Genomic DNA, 25,991 nt, shown 5'->3' on the forward strand with positions numbered 1-25,991 from the left:
GTTCCTCAACTGGGCTCTCCCGGATCGGTGCGCAGCCGCGCGAAGTCGTCCGGGTCGCGCAGCAACCGGCCGAGCGCGCTGACCGGAAAGACCAGCCGGTAGAGGTGGTAGTTGATGTAGAAGTCGCCGGGAAACCCGGTGCCGGTGTACTGCGGCTCGTCCCAGCCCCCGTCCGGCCGCTGGGTACGCACCAGCCAGTCCACCCCGCGCCGGACCGACGCCGAGTCGTCCGAGCGGGCGGCGTGCAGGGCCAGCAGCGCCCACCCGGTCTGCGAGGCGGTCGAGTCGCCCTGACCCCGCCAGGCCGGATCGCGGTACGAGCGCATGTCCTCGCCCCAGCCGCCGTCGGCGTTCTGCCGCCGGTGCAGCCAGCAGACCGCCCGGACGATCCTCGGGTCCTCCCGGGGTACCCCGGCGGCGATCAGCGCCGGCACCACCGCACCCGTCCCGTAGACGTGGTTGGCGCCCCACCGGCCGAACCAGGAACCGTCCGCCTCCTGGTGGCGCAGCAGCCACGCCACGCCCCGGCGAACCGGTATCGAACCGGCCAGCCCCTCCGCGCAGAGCGCCTCCACCACGTGCGCGGTGACGTCCGCGCTCGGCGGGTCGATCACCTCACCGAAGTCGCAGAACGGCAGGTCGCGGGCGATCGCCCGGGTGTTGTCCGCGTCGAACGCCGCCCAGCCGCCGTCGGCGGACTGCATCCCGCAGAGCCAGCGGACCCCGCGCTCCATCGCCGGCCGCAGCGCCGGATGCGCCCCGCAGCGCCGCAGCGCGAGCAGCACCTCGGCGGTGTCGTCGGTGTCCGGGTAGCCGTCGTTGTCGAACTCGAACGCCCAGCCGCCGGGCTCCACCCGGGGCCGGCGTATCGCCCAGTCGCCGGGGACCCGGATCTCCTCGGCGAGCAGCCAGTCGGCGGCGGTGGTCAGCGCCGGATGGTCGGCCGGCACCCCGGCGTCGGCGAGCGCGACCATCGCCAGCGCGGTGTCCCAGACCGGGGACTGGCACGCCTCCAGCCGGCGTACCGGTCCGTCCGGGGTCTCCTCCCGGACGGTGAACCGCTCCAGCCCGGCCAGCCCGCTGCGCAGCACCGGGTGGGAGAGCGGATAGCCGACCAGGTGCAGCGCGATCAGCGAGTAGACCCACGGCGGCTGGATGCCGCCCCACGAGCCGTCGGCCTCCTGCCGGGCCACGATCCACTCGGCCGCCCGGCGCAGCGCGTTGCGGCGTACCGGGCCGACCGGGTGCCGCTCGTAGCCGCGCAGCGCCGTGTCGAGCCGGTGCATCCAGCGTCCCTTGCCGCGCCGCTCCTCCGGCGGCGCCGGCCGTCCGGTACGCAGTTCGCCGAGCGAGAACCCGAGCGGGCGTACCGGGCGCAGCGCGCGGACGATCGACAGCGGCACGATGGTCTGCCGGGCCCAGCAGGCGAAGTCGTAGACGTTGAGCGGAAACCACGACGGCAGCAGCACCACCTCGGACGGGATCGCCGGCAACCGGTGCCACGGCCACTCGCCGAAGAGCGCCAGCCAGAGTCGGGTGAAGACCCGGCTCCGCTCGATGCCGCCCTGCGCGAGTACGAAGTCCCGGGCCCGGCACATGTGCTCGGCGTCCGGCGGGTCACCGGCCAGCCGCAGCGCCGCGTACGCCTCGATGGTGGTGGAGAGGTCGCCCGGCCCGCCGTAGAAGGTCGCCCAGGCGCCCTCCGCATGCTGCTTCGAGCGGATCCACCGGGCGGTCGGCTCGGTCTCCACCTCGGTACGGATGCCGAGGAACTCCCGCAGCAGCAGGTCCTCGGCCTCCATCGTCACGTTGGTCTCCAGCTCACCCTGCCACCAGCCGCCCGGCTGCTGCCGCGCGAGCAGCAGGTCCCGGGCCCGGTCCAGGGCCGCCTCGGCGGTGCTCCGCTGCCCCTCGCCTCCGATGCCGAGCGGACCGGGTCCCTCGATCAGGATGCCGTCGCGGCGGGCGCCGGTCGGGTTGCCGTCGCTGGTGGAGAGCGTCGCGCCCATCAGTGGTCCCGTCCCGTCATGAAGTGCGCGATCGCCACCAGGTCGGCGTGCACGTCGGAGCGTTCTCCGGTCGAACCCGGCTCGCCCAACTGGTCCAGTTCGGCCAGCGCCTCGGTGAGCAGCCGGTCGGCCTGCTTCTCGGTCCAGTCCCGGGCGCCGGTCTCCTCGATCAGCTCGGCGGCCAGGCCCAGGTCGGTGGCGGAGAGTTCGCCGGTCCGGGCGTACAGCTCGGCGAGCTGGTCACCGGCCGGGCCGCCGGAGGTGAGGGCCCGGACCACCGGTACGGACTTCTTCCGGGCCCGCAGGTCGGAAAGGACCGGCTTGCCGGTGACCGCCGGCTCACCCCAGATCCCGAGCAGGTCGTCCACGAGCTGGAAGGCCAGGCCGAGCCGTTCCCCGTACCGGGCCAGCCCGTCCACCAGCGCCGTCGGGGCGCCGCAGAGCACCGCGCCGAGCGTCGCGGAGCAGGAGAGCAGCGCCGCCGTCTTGTCCCGGGCCATCGCCAGGCACTCGTCGAGGGTGACGTCGGGACGGGACTCGAAGGCCACGTCGGCCGCCTGCCCGGCGATCAGTCGCCGGATCGCGGTGTGCATGGTGCTCAGTCCGGCGCGTACGTCCAGGGTGGGGTCGTCCGCCAGCACCTCGTCGGCGAGGCCGAGCATGGCGTCCCCGGCCAGGATCGCCGGACCGATGCCGAACGCCGCCCACGCCGTCGGCCGGTGCCGGCGCTCCAGGTCACCGTCGATCACGTCGTCGTGCAGCAGGGAGAAGTTGTGCACCAGCTCCACCGCGACCGCCGCCGGCAGGCCCCGGCGTACCGGCTGGCCGGCGGCCTGGGCGGAGAGCAGCGCCAGCGCCGGGCGCAGCCCCTTCCCGCCCCGGCCGGCGGGCTCCCCCGCGGCGTCCCAGTAGCCGAGCTGGTAGCCGGCGACCAGCCGGGTACGCTCGTCGATCCGTTCCAGCGTCGCCCGGATCTCGGGCTGGACGAGTTCGTCCACCTGGGCGAGGACGCTGGGCAGCATCACGGTCATCTCGTCTCCTCGTCGCGCCCGGTCATGCCGGTGCCTGCCGTCTGGGTCGGTGCGGACCCGAGGTGGGCGAGGACCACGTCGGCGGCGCGGTGGCCGCTGCGTACCGCGCCCTCCATCGTGTCCGGCCACCCGGTGTCGGTCCACGCGCCGGCCAGGGCCAGCCCGGGCGCCCGGGTCTGGGCGGGTGGCCGGGCACTGCGGGAGCCCGGCCCCTGCCGGAACGTCGCCCGGGGTTCCCGGGTCACGAACGCGTCCCGGACCCGGGCCTGCCGGGCCGCCGGGAAGAGTTCGGCCAGCGCGTCCAGGTAGGTCCGGACCAGGTCGCTGGCCCGGACGCCCAGCACCTGCTCGGCGGCGGAAATCGAGACCACCAGGTACTGGCCGGAGCCGCCGGGCGCGGTCCGGTCGAAGACCCACTGCACCGGCGTGTCCAGCCCGGCCGCGAACTCGAGTTCGGTGACCCGCTGCTGGTAGTGCACGTGCACGTTGACGATCGGCGCGGCACCCAGCCGGGCCCAGCGCGCCCGGTCCGGGGCGGCCTCGGCCGGCACCAGCCGGGCGGCCTGCGGGTGCGGCACCGCCAACACCACCGCGTCGGCGGTCAGCTCGACGCCGTCACCGGAGATCTGGAACCGGCCCCGGTCGGCCCGGATCCGCTGCACCCGTACCCCGGTGCGGACCGTCGCGCCGCGCTGCCGGAGGAGTACGGACGCCGGGGCACCGTGCAGTTCGGACAGTGGCGCGGTCGGCCGGCCGATGTCGGCGGCGTCGGCCCGGTCGAGCAGCCCGGTCCGGAAGACCCGGGCGGCCAGCGCCAGCGAGGCCCGTTCCGGCGGGGCGTTCAGGGCCGCCGTGCAGATCAGCTCCCAGAGCCGGGCCACGGTCGGCGCGTCCTGCCCGTGCGCGGTCAGCCAGGCGCCGAAGCTGACCCGGTCGGCGGCCGGGTCGTCCGGTTCGACCCGGCGCAGCGCGGCGGCGGCCCGTACCGCCGCCAGCCGCTGTCCCACCCGCAGCGGGCGGTAGCCCAGCAGGGCCGGCAGCAGGTGCGCCGGGGCCGGCAGTCGGCGGTTGCGGGCGAGTACGTGCGGCGGCCCGCCGGCCCGCAGGATCGGCACCGCGAACCCGTCCTGCACGGCCGCCCGGTCGGCGCTGCCGAGCCGGACGAGCAGGTCGCGGTACTGCTGGTAGCAGCGGAGGAAGACGTGCTGCCCGGTGTCCACGGTCAGCTCGCCCCGCCGGAACGAGTAGGTGGCCCCGCCGAGCGCCGGACGGGCCTCCACCAGGGTCACCCGGTGCCCGGCGTCGAGCAGCCGCACCGCCGAGGCGATGCCGGCCAGCCCTCCGCCGACCACGCAGACCCCTCCGTCGGTCACGGTGCGCTCCGGGTCATCGCCCGCGCCGCGACGTACGCCTTCTCCCAGCCGGGCAGCGAGACCCGCTGCCGGGTCACCGCCAGCGGGTCGGCCACCATCCGGGCCAGCAGCCGGTGGTAGATCCCGGCCATCGCCGCCACGCAGGCCGCGCTGCGCCGGTCCAGCAGCGGCAGCAGCCGCAGCCCGCTCTGGTAATAGCGTTCGGCCCGGTGCGCCTGCCAGCGGAGCAGCGCGGCGAGCCGGTCCGGCGGGTCGGTCAGCGCGCCGTCCGGGCCGAGTTCCAGGGTGCAGCCGAACCGCTCCAGGTCGCGGCGGGGCAGGTAGACCCGGCCGGCGGCCCGGTCCTCCACGATGTCCCGCAGGATGTTGGTCAGTTGCAGCGCGATGCCCAGGGTGTCGGCGAGTTCGGCGGCCGCCGACCGGTCCACCGAGGGGCGGAGCGCGAAGACGCCGAGCGAGAGCCGGCCGATCGACCCGGCGACGCAGCGGCAGTAGCCGACCAGCTCCTCGAAGGTCTCGTAGCGGGCGCCCCGGACGTCCGCCACGCAGCCGTCGACCAGCTCGTCGAAGGCGGCCAGCGGGATCGGCAGCCGGGCCGCCGCATCGGCCAGGGCGACCAGCACCGGATCCCCGCCGGCCTCCGGCAGCCGGTGCAGCGCCGCCCGGATCTGGTCGAGCCGGGCCAGCTTGGTCGCGGCGGGCAGCTCCCCGTCGCCGATGTCGTCGATGCGCCGGGCGACGGCGTACACGGCGCAGAGCGCGGCGCGCCGGTCGGGACGGAGCAGCCGGATCCCGTACGAGAAGTTGCGCGCCTGGCTGCGGGTCACCCGGGCACACTCCCGGTAGGCGCGTTCCAGTCCGGCGTCGGCGGTCATCCGCGCACCCCGCTCGGGCGCAGGGCGGCCCGGGGCGGCCGGTACGACCTGAGCCAGGCGGCGGCGATCCCGGCCCGGGTGGGCTTGGGCGGCCCGGGCAGCGGGTCGTGGTCGGCCCGGGCCAGTGCGGCGAGCGCGGCCCGCCCACCGGCGACGTATCCGCCGACGGCCAGCCGGGCCCAGCCGTGCAGGTCGGCGACGAGCGGCGCACCGGCGTCGAGCAGGTCGGCGGCGCGCTGTGCCTGGCGCCGGACGACGGTACGGAGCCGGTCACCGGCGCGGGGCGCGTCGAGGTCCTCCTCGGACACCCCGGCCGCCGCCAACTCCTCGGTCGGCAGGTAGATCCGGCCCCGGCGCCGGTCCTCGGCGACGTCCTGGAGATGCTCGACCACCTGTAGGGCGGTGCAGATCCGGTCGGAGAGCCGGATCCGGTCCGGCGAGGCGGCCCCGAAGACGTGCAGCACCAGCTCGCCGACCGGGTCGGCGGAGAGGTGGCAGTAGTCGACCAGGGCGCCGAAGGTCGGATAGCGGCGCACCGCCTGGTCGCGCCGGTTCGCCTCGATCAGCCGCAGCAGCGGGTCGATCGGCAGCCGGCAGTCGACCACGGTGGGTGCCAGCCGGACCAGTACCGGGTGCCGGGGCAGCCGGCCGTGGTAGAGGGCGCGTACCTCGCGGTCGAACCGGTCCAGCCCGGCGAGCCGGGTCGCCGGTGTCTCGTCCCGGCCGCGCTCGTCGGGCTCGTCGCCGAGGTCGTCGACGTACCGGGCGTACCAGTAGAGGGCGAGCAGGTGCCGGCGGATCCGTGCCGGCAGGACGCGCAGCGCGACGGGGAAGTTCTCCCCGGCCAGTACGGTGTCCGGCTGCCGGCGCCCACCCGGCCGATCCGCGGGCGGATGGTCGGGAGCGTCGTCGGTCAGATGAAGCACACTGCCGCCTCTCGCGAGGTCCAGCCGGCTCAGCGGGGCCGCGCCAGACCGCCGCGCCGGATTGGTCGTAATCCACCACTCGCGCTAAGTAATCTTCACCGAGAGTACCCAAATTCCCACCCTGGGCGGTGCGGCCTGCCGAATTCCTCTCGGCGTGTTCGACCATCCGTCGCGGCGTAGCCCGGATCGACCGGACCGGCCCGGTGGATCGACGGTGGCGGCCGGCGTGTCAGCTTGACCGGGTACGCCGAGCCATCCAGATGCCGACCGTCATCGCCGCCACCGCGACCAGCCCGGCCAGCAGCCGAGGCCCCTCCAGCGACAGTCGCTCCTCGAAGGCGAAGACCCCGATCAGCACGCCGGTGAACGGGTCGAGCAGCGCGATCGCGGTCAGCGGGGCGGCGATCGGGCCGCCCTGGAAGGCGTTCTGGTTCAGCACCAGCGCGGTGCCGCCGACCAGGATCAGGGCGTAGAGGTGCCAGTCCGTGAAGACCTCGACCGGGTGGTCCGGCAGCTTCTCGATCACGCTCTTCACCAGGGCGGCGGCCAACCCGTACAGCAGTCCGGTGGCGATGCCGAGCATCAGGCCCCGGGTCGCGTCCTGGGTCCGCCAGGCCACCAGCAGGCAGAGGGCGACCAGTGCGCCGATCGCGACCCCGACCAGGATCCAGGACCACGCCTTCGGCTCCTGCACCCCGCCGCGCGGGTTGGCGGCGAGCAGGAACCCGGTCAGCCCGACGACCCCGAGCACCACCACCAGCATGTCCCGGCGGTGCGGTCGGCGCCGCTCTATCGCCGCCTCCAGCGGAATCGCCATGAAGAGTCCGCTGACCAGCAGTGGTTCGACCAGGGCGAGTGCGCCGAAGCGCAGCGCCAGCGCCTGGAGGACGGTACCGAACGCGTCCGGGACCCAGCCCAGCAGCCAGAGCCGCCGGTGCAGCAGCCGGATCAGCAGCCTCGGGTCGATGGTCCGGGTCGGCCGCTCCTGTTTGGCGGCGTGCTGTTCCAGCACCGAACTCACCGCGAAGCAGGCGGCCGAGGCGAGTCCGAGCAGGATGGCGATGCCGTTCACCGGGTCGTACCTCGGGCTCCGGCCCGCCCCGCCACCGGTGGGGCGGCACGATCTGTGGCCCGCACGTCAGCCTTGCCGGTCCGGGTGGTTCGCCGGGCGCGTACCGTCGGGCCGGGGCTGGTCCGCGCCGATCCGCAACCTCGCCACGCCGGCCCGCAGCCCGACCCAGCGGGTCAGCGTCCGGCGGGACGGCACCGCCGCCACCGCGGCCGGGACCTCGGCCGGCACCTCCGGACCGGCCGGCGCCGCGCCGTCGACCAGGGCGGGAGCGTCGAGCGACGGCGAACCGTCGACCAGGGCGGGAGTGCCGAGCGGCTCGTCGGCCCGTGCGGGTGCGATGGTCGGGGCGTCGAACGAGGACGCCCGTCCCGCCCCCTCGGTCGCCGGCTCGGGCAGCGCACCGCCCCGGGCGATGTCGGCGACCACCATCGCGGGATCGGTCTCGAAGAGGGCCAGCCCGGCGGCCCGCTGCCGCTCGCCGGCCGTACCGTCGGCGAGCCGGACCAGGGTCGGGCCCAGTTCGGCGACCCGGCGTACCCAGGTCGCCACCCCGGCCCGGGCCATGGTGGCCGCGTTCGCCCGGCCGTGTCCGGGGATCGGCCGGTAGGTCGCGACCGGCAGGCCGCAGGCCATCGCCTCCAGCGCGGTGAGTCCACCGGCGTTCTCCACCAGCACGTCGGCGGCGCGCAGCAGCTCCGGCATGTCGTCGACCCAGCCGAAGACGTATCCGGTGCGGCGCCGCTCCAGCCGGCGCAGCAGCGTCTCGTTCCGGCCGCAGACCACCACCGGGACCGCCACCCCGGTACGCGCGATCTCGGCCGCCGTCCGGGCCACCGCGCCGACGCCCCAGGAGCCGGCGACCAGCAGCGCGAGCCGGGCGTCGACGGGCAGCCCGAGTCGCTCCCGGGCGCGGCGCTTCTCGGCCGGCGAGCCCGGGCGGAAACCGGCCGAGACCAGTCGGCCGGCCACCCGGACCTCGCCGGCACCGAGCGCCCGGGCCTCGGCCCGGGTGGTGCGGTGCGCGGCGCAGTGCACGTCGATGCCGGGCGAGACCCAGATCGGGTTCACCGCGAAGTCGGTCAGATAGGTGACCACCGGTACGGCGAGCCGCCCGTCCCGGCGCAGCGGCCCGACGATCTGGCTGACCACCGGGTACGTCGACACCACCGCCCGGGTGTCCGGGGGCAGCATCCGGAGTACCCGGGGCCACACCGGCCGGAGCAGCGCCCGGGTGATCGGCGCGGCCCGGCTGAAGTTCCCGCCGATCGCGAAGAGCAGCCCGTAGATCCACGGCAGCCGGCTCAGCATGCCGTGGTAGGTGCCGCGCAGCAGCCGGCCCAGTCCCCACGGGAAGATGTCGGCCAGGTCCACGCAGTCGGCGAGCAGACCGCGTTCGCGCAGCCGGCCGGCGAGTTCCCGGCTCGCGCCGTCGTGTCCGGCCCCCGCGCTGGCGTAGATGATCATTACGCGCGGACGCCGCTCACCGACGCCGCTGGCGGGCGGCTCGGACGCCTCCTTGCGGTTCGCCTCGGACCGCCCGGATCTGAACGTCATCCGGCCATCTACCCGCAGGAGGTGCGAAGAATCCTCGGAAGGCCGGACCGGCTTCCGTCGGGCGGCAGCGGAACCTTTCCGGCACCGCATCTGCCCGAACCCCCCGACCCGGACCTGCGGCCGGACGTAGACTCCGGATACCCCGCGACGCTCCGGTCGAAGCGCGAATCGGCGCCACCGGTCGCAGCCCCGGCCCACCGGGAGGTCGCCATGCGGGTCCTGATCGTCACCGCCGGCTCCCTCGGCGACGTCGCGCCCTACACCGGGCTCGGTGCCCGGTTACGGGCCGCCGGTCACCGGGTGGCGCTCGCCGCCCCCGAGCCGTACGCCGACCTGGTCACCGGAGCCGGCCTGGACTTCCGGCCGATCGCCGGGGACCTGTCGGCGCTGCGGGCCGCCCACGCCGGAGGACACCGCTCCCGGAGCCTGCCGGTCGCCCCCGAGCTGGTCGAGTTCGTCCGGCTCGGCGGCCGGTTCGTCGCCGAGGTCGGCACCGGCATCGCGACCGCGGCCGGGGCGGACACCGAGGTACTGCTGCTGTCCAGCACGACCGCACCGCTGGGCTACTCGGTGGCGCAGTACCACAACATCCCGTGCCTCGGGGTCTTCCTCCAGCCGACCGCTCCCACCCGGGCGTTCCCGCCGGTCGTACTCGGGGTGCGCTCGCTGGGCGGCTGGGGCAACCGGCTCGCCGGCCGGCTCGGTCGGCTCCTCGTCGACCGGGTGTACGCCGACGCCTCCCGGCGGCTGCGCGCCGAACTCGGCCTGCCACCGGTCGGACTCGGCGCCCTGGCCCGGCTGGCCGACGGGGACGGCTGGGCGGTGCTGCACGGGTACAGCCCCGCCGTGCTGCCCCGGCCACCGGACTGGCCGGCCGGGCTGGACGTGGTCGGCTACTGGTGGCCGGCGGCCCGCCCCGGCTGGCAGCCGCCGACCGAACTGGTCGACTTCCTCGCCACCGGCCCACCCCCGGTCTACGTCGGCTTCGGCAGCCTGGCCGACACCGGGAACGGACTGCACGCCCTGGTCGCCGGTGCGCTGCGCCGGGCCGGCGTACGCGGCGTGTTGCAGGGGATGCGGGACGCCGGCACGGCCCGGGTCGAGGACCGGGACGGGGACCTGATCACCGTCGGGGACGTACCGCACGACTGGCTCTTTCCGCAGATGGCCGCGCTGGTCCACCACGCCGGCTGCGGCACCACGGGTGCGGGTCTGCGGGCCGGGGTGCCGGCGGTGCCGGTACCGGTCTTCGCCGACCAGCCGTTCTGGGCCGCCCGGCTGACCGCCCTCGGGGTCGGTCCGACGGTGCTGCCGTTCCGCCGGCTCGACGAGGCCGGGCTGGCCACCGCGATCCGGGCCGCGGTGGCCGAGCCGGGGCTGCGGCGCCGGGCGGAGGCCCTCGCCGACCTGATGGCGGCCGAGGACGGTGCCGGCGCGGTGGTGGCCGTGGTCGACCGGCTGGCCCGTTGACCGGCCGACCACGACCCGCTCGATCCCGGCCCGCCCGCACCCCGGACGGCCGGTCCCGCACCACCGCGCGGTCCCGCACCCCGGACGGCCGGTCCCGCAGTGCCGCGCTGTCCCGCACCCCGGACGGCCGGTCCCGCACCGCCGCGCGGTCCCGCAGCGCCGCGCTCAGAGCTTCTCGTAGCAGGGCCCGTCCAGGGCGTACGCCTGCGCGGTCGGGCCGGCGGTCAACGGCCGGACCTGGCTGACCCCGGTCGGTGCGGCCCGGTCCGGCCGGTACACCGCGGTGACCCGGACCGCGCCGTCGTTCGGGCCGGCGGCGTAGTTGCCGGCACCGGCCGGCAGCATGCCCTCGTAGTCGACCGACGTCAGCGACTTCACCGCCGCCAGCAGCCCGGCCCGGGTCAGGTCGCCGTCGGCCACCGCCTTGGTCAGCGCCGCCTTCATCGGGTACGACCAGACCCAGCCGGAGGTGTACCCGTCGTTCGGGGTGATCTGGCCCAGTGCCTGCCGCAACGCCTGGTGCCCGGGGGTGTCGGTGCCCCACGAGTCCCACGGAGCGGTCTGCTCGTAGCGGGCCAGCAGGGCGGGGGCGGCGGCACTGGCCAACAGCGCCGGGTTCCAGGTCGGGCTGGTGCCGATGAACCGGCCGGTGAAGCCCCGGGCCGCCGCCTGGCCGACGATCGCCGCCGCGTCGGCCGGCCCCATGGTCAGGATCACCAGGTCGGGCCGGCCGGAGAGGATCGCCTGGATGGCACCGGCCTGCTTGTCGGCGCCGGAGTCGGTCTTCACCGCGCTGAAGGTCATCCCGAGGCTCTGCGCGCCGAGCTTCGCGCCGGCCGCCGCGTCGTCGCCGTAGTCGCCGGCCAGGTGTACGGCCAGCACCGACTTGACCCCGTGCGCCTCGCGGGCGTAGTCGAGCGCGTTCATCGACTCCAGGCAGTAGTTCGCGCCGGACTCGACGATCACGTCCTCGAAGGCGTACGCCGAGGTCCAGGCGGCCGGCGCCGCGACCACGCTGCTGGCCTTCATGTCGGCCAGGATGGCGGCGGTGGTCGGCGAGCCGAGGGTCTGGGCCAGGGCCAGCACGTTCGGCTTCATCTCCTGGTACGCCTGGTTGTGCGTCTGCGGGTTGTATTTGTTGTCCCGGATCCAGCGGGTCACGTCGACCTCGTAGTCGCCGATCCCGCCGGCCGTGTTCACCCGCTTCCAGAACGCCTTCTGCGCGTCGGTGATCGGCACCGCCAGCGCCCGGAACGGCCCCTCGGTCAGGTCGGAGATGATGCCGAGGTAGATGCAGCCCTTGTTCCGGTCCACCGCCTCCGGGCACGGCTCGGCGGTGACCCCGACGTCGGTCTTCACCCCGGAGGCGTCGGTCTCGGTGTCCCCGCCGCGACAGGCGGCGAGTGCGGCGCAGAGCAGCAGGGCGACGGTCGCGGCGGCGATCCGACGCGGTCCGGAGCCGGACGGTCTGTTCCTTCCCATGGCTACCTCACAGGTCGGTAGGAGCGGAGCAGCTCAGTAGGAGAACGGCCAGGTTTTCCAGTAGTTGCGGACCCGTACCCAGATCCCGAACAGGCCCCGGGGCTCGAAGATGAGGAAGACGACGAGAAGTACGCCGTAGAGGATCGTCTCCACCTGGAAGACGTTCGGCACCTCGTTCGGCTGGGCGCTGAGGAACGGCACCCACGCCTGCAACTCCCGGGTGAACCGGGGCAGCAGGGTGATGAAGAACGCCCCGGCGATCGCGCCGGAGATGGTGCCCGCGCCGCCGATCAGCACCATCGCGATGTACTGCACCGACAGCAGCAGGCTGAACGAGCCCGGGTCGAAGAACCCGGTGATGGTGTAGAGCAGCGCCCCGGCGCAGCCGGCGTACGCCGACGAGACGGCGAAGGCGATCGTCTTGTACCGGGCCAGGTTCACCCCGATCACCCCGGCGGCGATGTCCCGGTCCCGGATCGCGGTGAACGCCCGCCCCACCTTCGAGCGGGCCAGGTTGGCGGCGGCCAGCGCGAAGCCGAGCAGGAGCAGCAGCATCAGCCAGTAGAGCTTCTGGTCCCGGGTGCCGAGCGGGCCGGTGGCGGCGATCGGCTGGCCGAAGAACTCCAGGGTGGCCGCCGGCCGGCCGACCCCGGCGCCGCCGGTCAGCGCCGACCACTCGCTGAAGACGTGCTGTCCGATGAAGACCAGGCCGAGGGTGACGATCGCCAGGTAGAGCCCGCGCAGCCGGGTGGCGAGCGGGGCGACGAGGATCCCGGCCAGCCCGGCGAGCAGGCCGGCGGCGGGGAGCCAGACCGCGATGTTGGTGACCCCGAAGCCGATCACCCGGCCGTCCGGGTCGCCGCTGATCGCCGCCGCCGTGTAGGCGCCGACGGCGAGGAAGAACGCGTGCCCCAGCGAGACCTGGCCGGCGTACCCGGTGACGAGTCCCAGCCCGATCGCCCCGATCGCGGCGACGCAGCAGAGCGCCAGCAGTTGCAGCCACTCGTCGGTGAGCAGGAACGGCAGGCAGAGGGCGACGGCCAGCAGTCCGGCCACCGCCACCCGCTTGCCCCGGGTGTCGAAGAGGGCCAGCTCGCTGGCGTACGAGGTGTGCAGCTCCGGCCGGCCGCGCGGCCGGGTACGCCGCCCCGCGATCGTCATACCCGCTCGACCTCCCTGGTGCCGAAGAGCCCGTACGGGCGGACGAGCAGGACCAGCAGCATCAGCACGTACGGGCTGATCACCGAGACGTTGCCGCCGAGCCAGGGCGCGTGCTGCTGGTAGCTGGCGGTGAGTTCCTGGATCGTCCCGACGGCCAGCCCGCCGACCACCGCGCCGGGCAGCGAGTCCAGCCCACCGAGGATGATCACCGGCAGGGCGGTCAGCGCGATCAGCCAGAGCGCGGCGTCGACGCTGGCTCCGGCGGCGGCGAAGGTGCCGGCCACCGCCGCCAGGCCACCGGCCAGCCCCCAGGAGAGGGCGAAGACGGCGCCGACCGAGACGCCCTGGGCCAGCGCCGCCTCCTGGTCGTAGGCGGCGGCCCGCATCGCCAGCCCCATCCGGGTGTAGCGGAAGAAGGCGAAGAGCCCGGCGATCAGCACGGCGGTGGCGAGCAGCGCGGCGAGGTGCCGCTGTTGCAGGTCGATCGCGGTGCCGGGGACCGCCACGGTGCGCAGTCCCCACGGGTCGCCGACGTGCCGGACGTCGAGTCCGATGAAGCCGTTGACCACCACCCGGACGGCGACGTCCACCCCGAGGGTGATGATGGCGACCACGAACGCGGGCCGGCCGACCATCGGGCGTACCGCCACCCGTTCCACCCCGAGCGCCAGCCCGGCGGTGAGCACGGCGGCGACCGGTACGGCCACCCAGAAGCCGACCGGCCCGGCCAGGTAGGTGACCAGGACCGCGCCGGCGAGCATGAAGGCGGGCTGGGCGAAGCTGATCACCCGGGTCGCCTTGTAGATGATGACGAAGCCGAGGGCGAGCAGGGCGTAGACGCTGCCGGTGCCCAGGCCGCGCAGCAGGCTCTCGGCGAGTTCGGTCATCCCGCCTCCCCCGGGTCGGTCTTCGCCGGCCCGCGCCGGTACAGCTCGTCGATCAGGTCGGCGAACCGTTCGGCGACGGCGGCCCGGCGTACCTTCTGGGTGGCGGTCAGCTCACCGTCGTCGTGGTCGAGTTCCCTGGGCAGCAGCGCGAACCGCCGGATCTGCTCGACCGGGGGCCGCCCGGCGTTGACCGTCGCGACCAGTCCCTCGACCAGGGCCCGGACCTCGGGTTTGCCGGCCAGGTCGCGATAGGTGGTGTACGCCAGCCCGCCGCGCTGCGCCCACTCCCCCACGGTCTCCAGCTCGATCCCGATCAGCGCGGTCAGGTACGGCCGGCGGTCGCCGACCAGGATCGCCTCCTTGACGTACGGCGACGCCTTCAGCGCGTTCTCGATCTCGGAGGGGCCGACGTTCTTGCCACCCGCCGTGATCATGATGTCCTTGGCCCGGTCGGTGATCCGCACGTGCGTGCCGTCGACCCACTCGCCGACGTCGCCGGTCCGCAGCCACCCGTCGGCGTCGAGCACCGCCGCCGTCGCCGCCGGATCCCGGTAGTAGCCGGCGAAGACGCCTCCGTGCCGGGTCAGGATCTCGCCGGTCTCCTCGTCGATCCGCAGCTCGACGCCGGGGTGCGGCTCGCCGACGGTGCCGAGCCGGACCCGGCCCGGCCGGTTGCCGGTGGCGACGGCGGTGTTCTCGGTCATCCCGTACACCTCGTGCATCGGGACGCCGATGCCCATGAAGAACCGCAGCACGTCCGGGGCGATCGGGGCGGCACCGGAGGCGGCGTACCGGACCCGGCGCATCCCGATCCGCACCCGCAGCGCCCGGTAGCAGAAGAGCCAGCCGATCGCGTACCCCAGTCGGGTGGCGGCGGTGTGCCGGCCACCGGTCCGGACCAGCGTGCCGGCGATCCGGTCGGCGACCCCGAGCCACAGCCGGGCGTTCCACCGTTTGACCGGCGAGGCGTTGGCCAGCCGGACGGTCACCCCGGCGAGGATCTTCTCCCAGATCCGGGGTACTCCGAACAGGATCGTCGGCTGCACCTCCCGCAGGTTCGCCCGCACGGTGTCGATCGACTCGGCGAACGCCACCTGCACCCCGGCACCGGCGTTGAACCAGGTGGTGAAGATCCGCTCCGCGACGTGGCAGAGCGGCAGGTACGACAGCAGCAGGTCGTGCGGTCCCGGCGGCGGATCGGTGAACCCGCCGTCGTCGACGAGTACCCGGATCGCGAAGTCCACGTTGGCCACGGTCAGCATCGCGCCCTTGGCCGGCCCGGTCGTACCGGAGGTGTAGATCAGCGTGGCGACGTCCCCGGCGGTCGCCGCCGCCATCCGGGCGGCCACCGCCCCGGGCTCGGCGGCCCGGTGCTCGGCGCCGATCGCCAGCAGTTCGTCCCAGCCGAGCAGCGCAGGATGCCGGTAGCGGTGCCGGATGCCGCGCGGTTCGAGATAGACGATCCGCTCCAGCTCCGGGCAGTCGGCGGCGACCTCCAGCGCCTTGTCGACCTGCTCCTGGTCCTCGGCGATCAGCACCCGGGCGCCGGAGTGCGAGAGCAGGTAACCGACCTCCGGCGCCGGATTGGTCGGATAGAGCCCGACCGTCATCGCCCGCAGCGCCACGGTCGCCACGTCGGTGAAGAGCCACTCCCGACGGTTCTCCGCGTGGATCGCCACCCGGTCGCCCGGCTGCACGCCGAGCGCCAGCAGCCCGTGCGCCACGGTCTGCACCGTGTCCCAGTAGTCGGCCCAGGTCACCTCCGCCCAGATGCCCCGGTCCTTCTCCCGCATCGCCACCGCGTCCGGGGTGGCGAGGGCGCGGTCGCGGACGCGTACCGCGATGGTGCTGGCCGGGACGGCGTCGCCGGACGGGCCGGCGGCGGTGGTGGTCGCGACGCCGGCCGGGTCGTCGCCGGTCGGATCGCCGGTCGGGTCGCCGGTCGGTGCGGTTGCGGCGCGGGGATCGGTCATCGCGGCTCCTCCCGTCCCGGATCGCCGGCACGCTGCGCCGGTTTCGACGCGTCGCCGCCGAGGTAGGCCCGCACGACGTCCGGATGGTGCGGGATCTCCGCCGGGCTGCCGGTCGCCACCACCTGACCGAAGTCGACCACCAGCACCCGGTCGGCCAGGTCCATCACCAGACCCATGTCGTGCTCGACCAGCACGATCGGGATGTCCAGCTCGTCGCGGATGTCGAGGACGTACCGGGCCATGTCCTCGGTCTCCTCCAGGTTCATCCCGGCGACCGGCTCGTCGAGCAGCAGCAGTTTCGGCTCCATCGCCAGGGCCCGACCCAGCTCGACCCGCTTCTGCACCCCGTACGGGAGCAGACCCACCGGCATCCGCCGCCACCGTTCCAGTTCGAGGAAGTCCACGATCTCCTCGACGGCGGCCCGGTTGGCGATCTCGGCCCGGCGGGCCGAGCCGAGCCAGGCGATCGCGGCGAGCGGGCCGTAGCCGATGTGGTGGTGCCGGCCGAGCAGCAGGTTCTCCAGCACGGTGAGGTTGCCGAAGAGTTCGACGTTCTGGAAGGTCCGGGCCATGCCGAGCGCCGCGATGTGGTGCGGCCGGCGGCCGACCAGGTCCACCCCGTCGAAGACGACCCGACCGGTCTGCGGCCGGTACACCCCGGAGAGGACGTTGAAGATGGAGGTCTTGCCCGAGCCGTTCGGCCCGATGATGGCGAAGAGTTCGTGCCGGCCGACCGTGAAGCTCACCCCGTCGATGGCGCGTACGCCCGCGAAGTGCAGCCGGACGTCCTCGAACCGCAGGATCGGGTCGGCCTCGACCGGATCGGCGGCCCGTTGCCGCACCACCGCCGTCACGACAACCACCGCTTGCGCCGCCGGTAGTGCTTGACCTCGCGGAACGAGCGTCGGCCCGCACCGGCCGCCGCACCGAGACCGAGATAGAACTCCCGGATGTCGTCGTCGGCCAGCAACTGTTCGGCTGGCTTGTCCAGCACCACCTGGCCGGTCTCTAGTACGTAGCCGTGGGTGGCCAGCGCCAACGCCATGGTCGCGTTCTGCTCGACCAGCAGGATTCCGGCCCCGGTCGAGTTGATCGCCACGATCAGCTCCCGGACCTGGTCGACCAGCCGGGGGGCGAGTCCGAGGCTGGGCTCGTCGAGCAGCAGGTAGCGCGGCTGCGCCATCAGTGCCCGGCCCATCGCGAGCATCTGCTGCTCGCCGCCGGAGAGATATCCGGCGGTCTGCCGGCGGCGGGCGGCGAGCACCGGGAAGAGCCCGAAGACGTGCTCCAGCCGGGCCGGGATCTGCCGGTGCGCGGTGTGCCCGCCGAGCCGCAGGTTCTCCTCGACGGTCAACTCGGCGAAGATCCGGCGACCCTCCATCACCTGGCAGACGCCCCGGCGGACCACGGCGGCCGGGCGGAGCCGGTGGATCGGTACCCCGTCGAGTGTGACGGTGCCCTTGGTGACCGCGCCGTCGTGCACGTCGAGCAGGCCGCTGATCGCCCGCAGCAGGGTGGTCTTGCCGGCGCCGTTCGCGCCGAGCAGCGCGACGATCCCGCCGGGCGGTACGGCGAGGCTCACCCCGCGCAGCACCAGCATCACGTCGTCGTAGACGACCTCGAGATTGCGCACCTGCAGCATCCGGGAACCCCCGGTTCTCGGTTGTGGCGCGGGTCACAAAGTTACCGGACATTAACCAGGGGGCAACGTTCCGTCAAGAGCATCGTGGTCGAGGGCGCCCATTCCACCGGATCGGTTGAGATGAGGCGTACCAGGCACGTCCCTTGTGGAGTCGTCGTGACGGCGAGAGGGTGGACCTTCGGTACCCGCTACCGCTCTCGGTCGCACGGCCCGTGGTCCTCAACATGTGCCTGCTCGAACGGGGTGCAGAGTCCCGCACTGACGTCGGCGAGCCGGGACGACGGCGGTGTACCGTCCCAAGAGGCGGCTCCGGGTTACGGCCAGGGCCGCCACCACCCCGGCCGTGCCCTGGGAGGACATCGTGCGCGATGGGATCGGTCTGCGCGTCGCCTCGTGGCGTGACACCGCTGGGATGACCCAGCAGGAGTTGGCCGACCGGGTTGGTGTGAGCCACGCCTACATCTCGATGATCGAAAACGGCCGACGTGCTGTCACGAAACGAGCGTTGATCATTGCCCTGGCCTCGGCGCTGGGCGTACGTGTCGAAGACCTCACCGCCCAGCCACGCCGACCGCGTGACCGCGCCGAACTCGCGGCGTACTCCGCAGCCCCCGGCATCCGCAGGGCACTCGATGACGACCCTGACGGCCCACCGCCCGATCCCGCCGATGTCGCCCGACGGCTGGAGGCGGCGAGCCGGGCCCGGATGGCCTGCGACTACACCACGATGGCGAGACTACTTCCGGACCTGGTCGAACAGACCAGGCTGCTCGCGACCGCACCGGCCACCGAGCGGGCCGGCCTGGCGATGTTCGTCCGGGTGGCATTCTTCGCCGCGACAGGGCTCAAGTCGATGGGGCACATCGACCTGTCGATGCGGCTGGCCGAGCGGGCCCAACTCGCGGCAGGCCAGCTCGGCGAGCCGGACGAGACAGCGGCAGCCGCGTTCGCCCTCGCACAGGTTGCGCTGACCGGTGGGTCGCAGCGCCGATCACTCTCCACCGCGACTGCCGCCGCCCAGGCGGTCGGCGATACCCAGACCGGCGACCTGGCGACGTGGTACGGAATGCTGCACCTACACGCGTCGATCTCGGCCGCCTCGCTCGGCCGGGCCGACGACGCAGCGGCGCACTACGCGGAGGCGCAGGCCACCCTGCCACGCGCGAACGGTCCGGACCGCTGGCGGATGGAGTTCAGCGCGGCGAACGTGGCGACGTGGCGGGTCGCGATCGCCCTGGAGAACGGGGAGCCGGAACGCGCGCCGGAGTACGCGCGCCGGGTCGACCGCGCGGCGCTGCGGAACATCCAGCGTCGGACCAGGCTGCACATCGACGCTGGCCGGGGCCTTTTCCTGGCAGGCCAACATGATCGAGCGGTACGCCAGTTCCTGGCCGCCGACGACATCAGCAGCCAGGAGCTGCGGTCCCGGCCAGCGGTACAGGAGATTGTCGGGCAGATGGTCCGCGACGCGCGTCGCCACGGCTCGACGGAGCTCCGGGAGCTGGCGGTTCGGCTGGGTATCGATCCACTCGACCCCGACACCGCAGCGACTTAACAGTCCGTTACACCTCGCGCACCTGTCTGCGGTCAGGCTCGCCTAGGGACGCACGGTCCGGGTGGTCGTCGCCACCGGTCGCAGCCGGGCGTCCCGGCCGGTCGGCCGTTCCTCCCCCAGGGGTGGCCGACCGGCGCCGGTTCAGGTGGAGAGTGGCGCTCCGTGATCGGAGATCCGGGGCGCCACGTACCGGAAGGGGCGGGTACGTGAAGAGCACTGTGGCCCAGCGGCGGGACGACCGCCAGATCGAACGCCAGCACCGGGGCGGCGGCCGGTGCACCGAGTGCGCCCCCCGAGGCGGCTGCCTGGCGCTGCTCGGCGCGGTACGCCGCCGGGTCGACCTCGACGGCACGGGTGTACGCACCGGCCTCGGACGCCTGTTGTGATCCGGATGGTACGGCGCTGGCTGACGGTGGAGTGGCCGGTCCCGGTCGAGTGCGCGTTCGCCCGCCTCGTGCTCGGTACGCACGCGCTGCGGGAGTGCGGCCGGTGCGGGCCGGACGGCTGCCCGCTCTGGTCCTGGGCGACCGAGGTCCACCGCCGGGAGCACGCGGTCCGGGTGCTGCTCGGCGGCACTCTGCCGGCCAGCGTGACGGCCGGGGACGTCCGCGCGGCCCTGGACCGGGTTCGGTGAGCATGCTGCCGGAGAGCACGCCGGGACCGGCGATCAGTTGGGCGCACCGGATCATCACCGACCACGCCGAGGGGCGCGGCTGCGCCGAGTGCCGGGCCCGCTGGTGCCCGACCGCCGAATGGGCGCTCTGGGTCGTCGTCACCGACCACCTCCCACCGCCCGGTGACGACGGGAAGCGGCTGGTGACCACGGTCGCCCGGCAGGTACTCACCAACCACTGGCCGTACGGCGTCGACGGCTGCCGACCCTGCGCCCTGCCGGACTGCACCCGCATCCAGGTCGCGACGTGCTGGTTGCAGGCCGTTCGGGACGACTACCTGCCGCCAGCGGTGCAGGCTCTCCGACCCACAGTGGTCCCGACCGACGAGGAGCTGCGCCGGATCACCGGGCTGGAGTGATGCTCGGGCGGATGGCGGACGGGTCGCCCGGTCAGTGCCGGTGACGCCAGAGCTGCGCCCGGATCTCGCCGCCGGGATAGCGCGAGCTGTGCACGTTGACGTACGCGGCACCGGCCCGTACCGCCGCGACCAGCTCGGCGAACTGTCCCGCCTCGATCCCCTGTGCGGTCGGGCCGATCACGTCGGCCGGTCGGATCGTCCCGCTGACCGTGGCCGGTGCCGGTGGGCAGGGCTGGGTGCCCGCCGGCCCGTTGCCGAGGTTGGTGCAGAGGAAGGCGCTGATTCCGCCGCTCTGGGCCCGGCCGCCGACGTGGATGTGCGCCTGGGTGACGGTCCCCTCCAGCGACTCGTACCCGAGCCGGTAGGTCAACTCCTGGCCCTCCTCGTCGACCGCAAAGCGGAACCCGCCCCTGCCGCTGGTCGAGATCACCAACGGGTCCTCCTGGTAGCCGGTCAGCCGTTCCCGTACGACGCCCCAGCGTTCCGGGTCGTCGTCGTTGCGGTCGGCGTTGCCGTACGCGATCCGGGCCGTGCCCGCCCCGGCGGCCAGGAGGGCGACCACGGAGGCCACCGCGCCATACCATCGTCGGATCATCATCGTCGCGCCTCCCCGATCCGCTCCGGCCAGTGCTCGTCACCCGGTTCAACCGGACGGGCGCCAGCCGGGACACGACACCGAAGTGACGGATCGTGGACAGAGAGTACTTGCCGACAGGGTGGGCAACTGCCGGCGTCGTCCGTGGAGCAGGCCGACCGGAAGGCCCGGCGCCGGGCACCGGGGAACCGACGCGGTGACCGGTTACCGCCAGGTGGCCGTGTCGGGGTCGATCCCGTGTGCCCGAGCGGACTCGTCGATGATCTGCCGGAACCAGGAGGCCAGCCCGGCCCGAATCCCCTCGTAGTAGGTGGCGAAGCCCGGGTCGGACTCGAACATCCGGCCGAGACACACCTGCATCTGGCGGGTGAGCGGGAAGAAGTTGGAGAAGATCTCGCGGTGGCGCTCGACGAGCGCGTTCGCCTCCGGGCTGCCCGGGATGACACACCGGTCGAGGGCGTCGCCCAGATCGCGCTGCAAGGCGGACATCGCCGCGGAGAGTGCCTGCCACTGCTCCCGGGTGCGGGAAGCAGAGCGCTCGGCGAACTGCGCCCACTGCGGGGAGTCTCCCCACACGGCGCGGGCACCCCGGGACCGGCGCGCGTCCCATTCCGCGCCGAACGTCTCCGACTGCGCCTCGTCGCTCAAGAGGATGCCGCGCTCGTGCGCCTGGATCATCCGTTCCAGACGGTCGTCGAGCTGTTGCAGGTCATGGATCCGCTCCGCGAGCTGGGCACGCTGCTCGCGCAGGGTGGCGCCGATCTCCGCGGTCGCGTCGTCGAGCACCTCACGCACCGCGTCCAGCCCGAGCCCGGCCTCCCGGTAGGCGACGATCCGGTGCAGACGTTGCAGGTCTGCTTCGGTGTACTGGCGATAGCCCGCGGTGGTGCGTACGGACGGCGACACCAAGCCGATCTCGTCCCAGTGATGCAGCGTGCGGACGGTCACCCCCACCAGCTCGGCGGCCGCACCCACCGTGACACCGACCTCACGACTAACCATGTTCGCCACGGTGACCTTCGTCCGCCGATCCTGGGGCGACGATCCCGACCGACGCGAGATCACGCGCCTCCTGGCTGTCAGGGTCGAATTCCTTGGGGGCGGTGAACACGACCCGGGCCCGTTCAGGGGTGACGACTTCGACGTCCCGGGTCGTCCACGGCGTATCACGCGGTCCGGTCACACTGCCGGGCGCGAGTTCCGTACACGCCGCCACTATCGGATCGATTTCGTCCAGTACGCAGGCGAAGCTCACGCTCATTGCCGGCGCCTCGGTCCGTTCGGCGCCCGGCGTCGCCGGGACGAGCAGGACATCCTGGAATGCCCACCGGCGCAGGTGGACCACCTGGCCGGGAATGCTGAACAGCTCGATGAATCCGAAACCGCGTACCCAGAAGTCCGTCGACGCCGCCAGGTCGGAGGTCGGAATCGTCACGAACACCGGCATCGCGTAGATGCCGCGAAACACCTCGGGCGCAACCGCCTTCGGCCCCCGCTCGGACAGCGGGCTCATCTCGAATGCGTCGAAGAAATCGCTCATGCGTTACACCGTCCACCCTCACGCGACGTGAGGGTCAAGCTGAGTTCGCAGGTCGGGTCCTGTCGCTGCGACGCGACCGACGTTTCGTGGCCGGGTGGAGCTAGTCACGCAGTCGGGCGAGGTGCCGCATCTTGTTCATCGCGTCCAGCGCGGCGACCTTGTACGCCTCGGCCAGCGTCGGATAGTTGAAGACCGCGTCGACCAGGTAGTCGACGGTGCCCTGACAGCCCATCACGGCCTGCCCGATGTGCACGAGTTCGGTGGCCCCGGTGCCGAAGATGTGCACCCCGAGCAGCCGACCGGTCTCCGGGGCGACGAGCAGCTTCAACATCCCGTACGAGTCGCCGCTGATCGCACCCCGGGCCAGTTCCCGATAGCGGGAGATGCCCACCTCGAACGGCACCTTGTCCCGGGTGAGTTCGTCCTCGGTGCGGCCGATGAAGCTGATCTCCGGAATGGTGTAGATGCCGATCGGCTGCACCTCCGGCAGCGCCCGGACCGGCTCGTCACAGGCGTGGTGCGCGGCAAGGCGGCCCTGCTCCATCGAGGTGGAGGCGAGGGCGGGAAAGCCGATCACGTCCCCGACCGCGTAGATGTGCGGCACCGCCGTCCGGAACTCCGCGTCGACCTCGATCCGGCCCCGCGCGTCGGCGGCGAGTCCGGCGTTCTCCAGGTCGAGCTCGCTGCCGAGGCCCTGCCGGCCGGCGGAGTACATCACGGTGTCGGCGGCGATCCGCTTGCCGCTCTCCAGCACCGCGATGGCGCCCCGGGCGTGCCGCTCCACCGCCGCCACCGCCTCGCTGAACCGCAGCGTCACCGCCCGGTCCCGGAGGTGGTATTTCAGCGCCTCGACGATCTCCAGGTCGCAGAACTCGAGCATGTGGTCGCGCCGCTCCACCACCGTGACCTTGCTGCCCAGCGCGGCGAACATCGAGGCGTACTCGATGCCGATCACCCCGGCACCGACCACGACCATCGAGTTCGGCACCCGTTCCAGGTTGATGATGCCGTCCGAGTCGATGATCGTACGTTCGTCGAAGTCCACACTGGCCGGTCGGGCCGGTCGGGTACCCACGGCGATGATGATCTTCTCGGCGGTCACCTTCGACTCGCGCCCGACCGGATCGGTCACGGTGACCGTGTGCGGGTCGGCGAACCGGGCCGTCCCGGTGATCAGCCGTACCCGGTTGCGCGTCAACTGGCTGCGCACCACGTCGATCTCCCGGCCGATGACATGCTGGGTCCGCGCCGTCAGGTCGGCGACGGTGATGTCGTCCTTGAGCCGGTAGCTCTGGCCGTAGACCTCCCGCTGGCTCAGTCCGGTCAGATAGAGCACCGCCTCGCGCAGCGTCTTCGACGGGACCGTCCCGGTGTTGATGCACACCCCGCCGACCATGTGCTGCCGTTCCACCACCGCCACCCGGCGGCCGAGCTTGGCCGCCGCGATCGCGGCCTTCTGGCCGCCCGGTCCCGAACCCACCACCAGCACGTCGAAGTCATGCATTCCCACAGTCTGGCAGGCCGGTGATCGGAACGCTCGGGGCCGATCGGCCGGTCACCCTGCGCGGCTGCCCCTTCACCGCCAACCGTCCATCAACCGGCGCAGGTTCTGCCGCCACGCCTCGGCGAAACCCGGCTCGCCGCGCCGCTGGGCCCAGACCACGATGAAGACGGCGGTCAGCGCCGCGCAGGCGTGCAGGATCGCCCGGTCGGCGTCGTCGAGGGTACGCCCGTAGCCGGCCAGGAATGCGTCGGCGAGGTCCGGCCGGCCCCGCCACGGGCCGAAGTAGAGCCGGTTCAGGTCGTTGACCCAGACCTCCGGCCCGGCCCACTCGAAGTCGATCACGTGCACCCGCCGTTCGGCGCCGTGCCGGTCGGCGCCGGTGACCAGCCAGTTCCGCGGACCGTAGTCGAGATGGCACGGTACCCGGGCCGGTGCCGCAATGCCGGATAGGTCGCGCAGTCCGGCCCGGACGAAGTCGAGTTCCCGGGGTTCGAGCAGCCGGCTCGCCCGCACCGAGAGCCGGTCCAACTCGTCGAGCTTGCCGGCGGCCAGGTCGGTCCAGGGCGGCAGCGCCTCGGTTCCGTGCAGCCGGCGCAGCAGTACCCCCGCCGCGCGCTGCACCTCCGGATCGGTGACGTGTGCCAGGCCCGCCTCGCCGGGTACCGCCGAGAGCAGCAGTGCCGAGCCGAGCACCTGGCGCGTACCGGATCAGCTCGGTACGCATGGTCAGGTCTCCTCCGGGTCAGGTCCGGCGCGGCAGGCGGTGCAGTGCGACCTCGTCGAGCCGGCCGTCCGATATCTCGGCGGTCAGGTAGGTGGCGTACGGCTGGCGGCGCCGGTCGGTCGGCGAGCCGGGATTGAGCAGCCGCAACCCGCCCGGCGCCTCGGTGTCCCACGGGATGTGCGAGTGGCCGAAGACCAACAGGTCGCAGTCGGGGAACCGGTCGGCGCAGCGCCGCTCCCGCCCGGCGGCCGGGCCGGTCTCGTGCACCACCGCGACCCGCAGGCCGGCCAGTTCGACGCGGGCGATCTCCGGCAACCTGGCCCGCAGTTCCGGGCCGTCGTTGTTGCCGTACACCCCGACCAGCCGGGCGGCGCGGGACTCCAACACGTCGAGCAGCGGTTCGTGCACCCAGTCTCCGGCGTGGATGACCACATCCGCCTCGTCGACCGCCGTCCAGAGTTGTGACGGAAGGTCCCGGGCGCGCTTCGGCACGTGGGTGTCCGCCATCAGCACCAGGCGCACGCCCCCACCCTATCCCGCGACGGCTCCCGGGGAGGGGCCGGACGACCGCATCGGCCCGGCCCACCTGGGGTGGACCGGGCCGATAGTGGTGCTCGGGTGCCGGCGCGGCCGTACGCCTACGCGCCTGGCGCGGTGTCTGGGACCGTCGTCGCGCCACCGGGTTTGCCGTCCGCCGCACCCGTGGGAGAGAAATCGACGAGAGATGACGAGAGATGCGGTCGGGTCATCACCTGCCTCAGTCTGTCGCTGGGCCCGTCCGGTTGCCCGGAGGACCGCGCTGCCTGCGCCATCGGTTGGCGGTGGGGCCAGCCTCGACGGCGACGAACCGCACGCCGTCGGGTGGTTCGAGGGGCCACAGTGGAGGTCGTGGCCCCGGCTGTGGTCGGGCCGGCGGCGGGGGTGGCGGCTGGTTCCAGCACGCGTCGATGAGCGCCTCGAACTCTGCCCGCATGAGTTCGTCGTCCCGCTGAACCAGCTCGACGAATGCCTCGTTGACCGACCGGGTCGTCGAGTGCTCGTGCCGTACGCCGCTGTGCATTTCCGTCACCCCCCACCACCGACGACACCGGAAGTCCGGCGAACCGCCGGAGCGTCCGGCTCTGTCTGTCAGGCGCTGATGACCTTCTGTCGTGATCCGCCGGAGGTGATCGCCACCCGGCGGGGCTTCGCCTGCTCCTTCACCGGGATCCGCACGGCCAGCACACCGTTCTCGTGGCTCGCCTCGATCCGGTCGGTGTCCAGGCCGTCGCCGAGGAAGAGCTGCCGGGAGAAGACCCCGAGCGGTCGTTCGGAGACCTGGACCCGGGCGCCTTCGCCGAGGGCCGGCGGCCGGCGTTCGGCGCGGACGGTCAGCAGGTTGCGCTCTACGTTGATCTCGATCGCGTCCGGGGCGACCCCGGGTAGGTCGAACGCGACGACGAACTCGTCGTCGTTGCGGTAGGAGTCCATCGGAATGGCCGTCGGCCGGGACCAGGTGCCCGAACTCAGGGTGCCGAGGGCCTGCTGCGCGAACCGGTCGAGTTCGCGGAAGGTGTCGGTGCGCATCAACATCGGATCCACCTCCT

At 73.2% G+C, this 25,991-nt stretch carries 25 protein-coding genes; 5 read left to right on the forward strand and 20 right to left on the reverse strand.

Annotated features, from left to right (window positions below; translation table 11 throughout):
- Positions 1–5: 5 nt before the first annotated feature.
- The 7 genes from shc to C6361_RS04805 all read right to left on the reverse strand — a co-directional run bounded on the left by shc (position 6) and on the right by C6361_RS04805 (position 8,840).
- On the reverse strand, positions 6–2,009 hold the full coding sequence (gene shc / locus C6361_RS04775) for a squalene--hopene cyclase (RefSeq protein ID WP_107266887.1): 2,004 nt from the start codon (positions 2,007–2,009) through the stop codon (positions 6–8).
- Positions 2,009–3,040 carry a polyprenyl synthetase family protein gene (locus tag C6361_RS04780; protein ID WP_107266888.1) on the reverse strand — a complete coding sequence of 344 codons (1,032 nt, stop codon included), beginning with the start codon at positions 3,038–3,040 and terminating at the stop codon, positions 2,009–2,011. Before C6361_RS04780 ends, shc begins: the two co-directional genes overlap by 1 nt.
- On the reverse strand, positions 3,037–4,413 hold the full coding sequence (gene hpnE, locus C6361_RS04785; protein ID WP_107255967.1) for a hydroxysqualene dehydroxylase HpnE: 1,377 nt from the start codon (positions 4,411–4,413) through the stop codon (positions 3,037–3,039). Before hpnE ends, C6361_RS04780 begins: the two co-directional genes overlap by 4 nt.
- A complete protein-coding gene (gene hpnD, locus C6361_RS04790; RefSeq protein WP_107266889.1) occupies positions 4,410–5,288 on the reverse strand; it encodes a presqualene diphosphate synthase HpnD in 879 nt (292 codons plus the stop codon). The genes hpnE and hpnD overlap by 4 nt, the downstream gene beginning before the upstream one ends.
- Positions 5,285–6,214, reverse strand: a complete 930-nt coding sequence (gene hpnC / locus C6361_RS04795; protein ID WP_199853248.1) for a squalene synthase HpnC — start codon at positions 6,212–6,214, stop codon at positions 5,285–5,287. Before hpnC ends, hpnD begins: the two co-directional genes overlap by 4 nt.
- A gap of 229 nt (positions 6,215–6,443) precedes the next feature.
- Positions 6,444–7,286, reverse strand: coding sequence for a DMT family transporter (locus tag C6361_RS04800; protein WP_107255969.1), 843 nt, complete (start codon positions 7,284–7,286; stop codon positions 6,444–6,446).
- A 66-nt stretch (positions 7,287–7,352) separates the two neighbouring features.
- Complete coding sequence (locus tag C6361_RS04805) at positions 7,353–8,840, reverse strand: glycosyltransferase (protein ID WP_159079176.1); 1,488 nt, start codon at positions 8,838–8,840, stop codon at positions 7,353–7,355.
- Between the two features lie 210 nt (positions 8,841–9,050).
- Between C6361_RS04805 and C6361_RS04810 the strand changes: the two genes are divergently transcribed.
- Positions 9,051–10,310 carry a glycosyltransferase gene (locus C6361_RS04810; protein ID WP_107266891.1) on the forward strand — a complete coding sequence of 420 codons (1,260 nt, stop codon included), beginning with the start codon at positions 9,051–9,053 and terminating at the stop codon, positions 10,308–10,310.
- Between the two features lie 165 nt (positions 10,311–10,475).
- Here C6361_RS04810 and C6361_RS04815 read toward each other — a convergent pair whose 3' ends face one another.
- From C6361_RS04815 to C6361_RS04840, 6 genes are read right to left on the reverse strand one after another with little or no spacing between them, the layout of a single operon-like run.
- Positions 10,476–11,792, reverse strand: coding sequence for an ABC transporter substrate-binding protein (locus C6361_RS04815; protein WP_107266892.1), 1,317 nt, complete (start codon positions 11,790–11,792; stop codon positions 10,476–10,478).
- A 33-nt stretch (positions 11,793–11,825) separates the two neighbouring features.
- The gene (locus C6361_RS04820; RefSeq protein ID WP_107266893.1) at positions 11,826–12,953 is read right to left on the reverse strand and encodes a branched-chain amino acid ABC transporter permease; all 1,128 of its coding nucleotides are present in this window, start codon (positions 12,951–12,953) and stop codon (positions 11,826–11,828) included.
- Positions 12,950–13,840, reverse strand: a complete 891-nt coding sequence (locus tag C6361_RS04825; protein WP_107255974.1) for a branched-chain amino acid ABC transporter permease — start codon at positions 13,838–13,840, stop codon at positions 12,950–12,952. Before C6361_RS04825 ends, C6361_RS04820 begins: the two co-directional genes overlap by 4 nt.
- Positions 13,837–15,813 (reverse strand): long-chain fatty acid--CoA ligase, encoded by a 1,977-nt coding sequence (locus C6361_RS04830; protein WP_107266894.1) that lies wholly within the window; start codon positions 15,811–15,813, stop codon positions 13,837–13,839. The genes C6361_RS04825 and C6361_RS04830 overlap by 4 nt, the downstream gene beginning before the upstream one ends.
- Positions 15,810–16,667 carry an ABC transporter ATP-binding protein gene (locus tag C6361_RS04835; protein WP_234359324.1) on the reverse strand — a complete coding sequence of 286 codons (858 nt, stop codon included), beginning with the start codon at positions 16,665–16,667 and terminating at the stop codon, positions 15,810–15,812. The genes C6361_RS04830 and C6361_RS04835 overlap by 4 nt, the downstream gene beginning before the upstream one ends.
- Positions 16,664–17,455 carry an ABC transporter ATP-binding protein gene (locus tag C6361_RS04840; RefSeq protein WP_107266896.1) on the reverse strand — a complete coding sequence of 264 codons (792 nt, stop codon included), beginning with the start codon at positions 17,453–17,455 and terminating at the stop codon, positions 16,664–16,666. The genes C6361_RS04835 and C6361_RS04840 overlap by 4 nt, the downstream gene beginning before the upstream one ends.
- A gap of 361 nt (positions 17,456–17,816) precedes the next feature.
- On the opposite strand from C6361_RS04840, the gene C6361_RS04845 reads away from it, so the two are divergent.
- From C6361_RS04845 to C6361_RS04855, 4 genes are all read left to right on the forward strand, one after another.
- Positions 17,817–19,010, forward strand: coding sequence for a helix-turn-helix transcriptional regulator (locus tag C6361_RS04845; protein ID WP_107270737.1), 1,194 nt, complete (start codon positions 17,817–17,819; stop codon positions 19,008–19,010).
- Between the two features lie 206 nt (positions 19,011–19,216).
- Positions 19,217–19,396 carry a hypothetical protein gene (locus C6361_RS36850; protein WP_159079177.1) on the forward strand — a complete coding sequence of 60 codons (180 nt, stop codon included), beginning with the start codon at positions 19,217–19,219 and terminating at the stop codon, positions 19,394–19,396.
- Positions 19,397–19,401: 5 nt separating this feature from the next.
- A complete protein-coding gene (locus C6361_RS04850) occupies positions 19,402–19,644 on the forward strand; it encodes a hypothetical protein (RefSeq protein ID WP_159079178.1) in 243 nt (80 codons plus the stop codon).
- On the forward strand, positions 19,641–20,042 hold the full coding sequence (locus C6361_RS04855) for a hypothetical protein (protein ID WP_159079179.1): 402 nt from the start codon (positions 19,641–19,643) through the stop codon (positions 20,040–20,042). The genes C6361_RS04850 and C6361_RS04855 overlap by 4 nt, the downstream gene beginning before the upstream one ends.
- A gap of 31 nt (positions 20,043–20,073) precedes the next feature.
- On the opposite strand, the gene C6361_RS04860 is transcribed toward C6361_RS04855, so the two are convergent.
- The 7 genes from C6361_RS04860 to C6361_RS04890 form a co-directional block, all read right to left on the reverse strand.
- Positions 20,074–20,640: a CHRD domain-containing protein gene (locus tag C6361_RS04860; RefSeq protein WP_107266898.1), complete on the reverse strand. Its 567-nt coding sequence runs from the start codon at positions 20,638–20,640 to the stop codon at positions 20,074–20,076.
- A gap of 201 nt (positions 20,641–20,841) precedes the next feature.
- Positions 20,842–21,639 carry a MerR family transcriptional regulator gene (locus C6361_RS04865; RefSeq protein WP_107266899.1) on the reverse strand — a complete coding sequence of 266 codons (798 nt, stop codon included), beginning with the start codon at positions 21,637–21,639 and terminating at the stop codon, positions 20,842–20,844.
- Entirely contained in the window at positions 21,632–22,177 is a 546-nt protein-coding gene (locus tag C6361_RS04870) for a glycosyltransferase (RefSeq protein ID WP_107266900.1), read from the reverse strand. Before C6361_RS04870 ends, C6361_RS04865 begins: the two co-directional genes overlap by 8 nt.
- Before the next feature lie 100 nt (positions 22,178–22,277).
- Positions 22,278–23,681: a Si-specific NAD(P)(+) transhydrogenase gene (sthA, locus tag C6361_RS04875; protein ID WP_107255985.1), complete on the reverse strand. Its 1,404-nt coding sequence runs from the start codon at positions 23,679–23,681 to the stop codon at positions 22,278–22,280.
- Positions 23,682–23,753: 72 nt separating this feature from the next.
- Positions 23,754–24,374 (reverse strand): phosphotransferase, encoded by a 621-nt coding sequence (locus C6361_RS04880; protein ID WP_107266901.1) that lies wholly within the window; start codon positions 24,372–24,374, stop codon positions 23,754–23,756.
- Between the two features lie 49 nt (positions 24,375–24,423).
- Positions 24,424–24,927 carry a metallophosphoesterase gene (locus C6361_RS04885; protein WP_107266902.1) on the reverse strand — a complete coding sequence of 168 codons (504 nt, stop codon included), beginning with the start codon at positions 24,925–24,927 and terminating at the stop codon, positions 24,424–24,426.
- 606 nt (positions 24,928–25,533) lie between these two features.
- Positions 25,534–25,977, reverse strand: a complete 444-nt coding sequence (locus C6361_RS04890) for an Hsp20/alpha crystallin family protein (RefSeq protein WP_107263564.1) — start codon at positions 25,975–25,977, stop codon at positions 25,534–25,536.
- Positions 25,978–25,991: the final 14 nt, after the last annotated feature.

Origin of the sequence: Plantactinospora sp. BC1, assembly GCF_003030345.1 — a bacterium.
GTDB lineage: Bacteria > Actinomycetota > Actinomycetes > Mycobacteriales > Micromonosporaceae > Plantactinospora.

Excerpts from the sequence above, each read along its gene's own strand:
- C6361_RS04780 (WP_107266888.1), bottom strand. The coding sequence starts at position 3,040 with ATGACCGTGATGCTGCCCAGCGTCCTCGCCCAGGTGGACGAACTCGTC.
- C6361_RS04815 (WP_107266892.1), bottom strand. The coding sequence starts at position 11,792 with ATGGGAAGGAACAGACCGTCCGGCTCCGGACCGCGTCGGATCGCCGCC.
- sthA (WP_107255985.1), bottom strand. The coding sequence starts at position 23,681 with ATGCATGACTTCGACGTGCTGGTGGTGGGTTCGGGACCGGGCGGCCAG.
- hpnD (WP_107266889.1), bottom strand. The coding sequence starts at position 5,288 with ATGACCGCCGACGCCGGACTGGAACGCGCCTACCGGGAGTGTGCCCGG.
- C6361_RS04825 (WP_107255974.1), bottom strand. The coding sequence starts at position 13,840 with ATGACCGAACTCGCCGAGAGCCTGCTGCGCGGCCTGGGCACCGGCAGC.
- C6361_RS04820 (WP_107266893.1), bottom strand. The coding sequence starts at position 12,953 with ATGACGATCGCGGGGCGGCGTACCCGGCCGCGCGGCCGGCCGGAGCTG.
- C6361_RS04865 (WP_107266899.1), bottom strand. The coding sequence starts at position 21,639 with ATGGTTAGTCGTGAGGTCGGTGTCACGGTGGGTGCGGCCGCCGAGCTG.
- C6361_RS04810 (WP_107266891.1), top strand. The coding sequence starts at position 9,051 with ATGCGGGTCCTGATCGTCACCGCCGGCTCCCTCGGCGACGTCGCGCCC.
- C6361_RS04805 (WP_159079176.1), bottom strand. The coding sequence starts at position 8,840 with ATGACGTTCAGATCCGGGCGGTCCGAGGCGAACCGCAAGGAGGCGTCC.
- C6361_RS04840 (WP_107266896.1), bottom strand. The coding sequence starts at position 17,455 with ATGCTGCAGGTGCGCAATCTCGAGGTCGTCTACGACGACGTGATGCTG.
- C6361_RS04870 (WP_107266900.1), bottom strand. The coding sequence starts at position 22,177 with ATGAGCGATTTCTTCGACGCATTCGAGATGAGCCCGCTGTCCGAGCGG.
- C6361_RS04860 (WP_107266898.1), bottom strand. The coding sequence starts at position 20,640 with ATGATGATCCGACGATGGTATGGCGCGGTGGCCTCCGTGGTCGCCCTC.
- C6361_RS04890 (WP_107263564.1), bottom strand. The coding sequence starts at position 25,977 with ATGTTGATGCGCACCGACACCTTCCGCGAACTCGACCGGTTCGCGCAG.
- C6361_RS04850 (WP_159079178.1), top strand. The coding sequence starts at position 19,402 with ATGGTACGGCGCTGGCTGACGGTGGAGTGGCCGGTCCCGGTCGAGTGC.
- shc (WP_107266887.1), bottom strand. The coding sequence starts at position 2,009 with ATGGGCGCGACGCTCTCCACCAGCGACGGCAACCCGACCGGCGCCCGC.
- C6361_RS04830 (WP_107266894.1), bottom strand. The coding sequence starts at position 15,813 with ATGACCGATCCCCGCGCCGCAACCGCACCGACCGGCGACCCGACCGGC.